1 protein-coding gene is annotated in these 692 nt (G+C 47.3%); it reads right to left on the reverse strand.

What is annotated here, in order from left to right:
* Nucleotides 1–5 precede the first annotated feature (5 nt).
* Nucleotides 6–692: hypothetical protein (locus A3750_RS26250; RefSeq protein WP_068548451.1), on the reverse strand; the 687-nt coding region annotated here is incomplete at its 5' end.

Here is a 692-nt window from a genome sequence, read left to right on the forward strand (position 1 = left end):
CTGCATTAGTCACGCTCCCCTCGATACATTGCGCCAACGGACACGAGCGCATTAATCGCTTCTAAGTCGTTTTCCATATTCAGGGGATTTAAATCTAGGCCGATCACTTTTGCGGTAATGCTTCCACCAAGCATATTCGCCAAAGGTGTACTTGGGTCAGGGCCAAAAAGTATTAGCTCGCCAGGGGGGCGCTGTCCTAACTGACTTTCAAAGTAATCAAAAGAGCGTTGTACTTCGAGAGCAAGTTGTTGAATCACTTGCTCTTGCTGAGAAGGCTCGTTCAAAGCTTCTGTAGAGAAGTCAAAATGTCGCGCCAAATAAAGGCTATGATCTTTGACGAATACCATAATCCCTGCGCCTCGCCGGAGATACAACATAGCGACTGGCCTTTCTGGGTCTGACACTTGCGTAACCGCCACATTTCTCAAACACAGCTCAGCAATATCAATGCTCTCTAGCGCCATCCCTGAATCATTCACCAAGCTGACTAGTCCTTGGATAATTGTGCGACGACAAATAACTACGTTAACTTGAGCTGTCCGTCCTCGCAGAGCATCAACAGGGAACTCATACACATCGGTTATCGCATCATCGAGATCGAAATCGAGCATATCTTTAACGCGCCAACGGGCGGCATCAGGCACCTCACTGTCTTCAACCTGAGGCTTGTCGATAGAATAAGTTTTATATTG

The organism is Oleiphilus sp. HI0079, assembly GCF_001635105.1.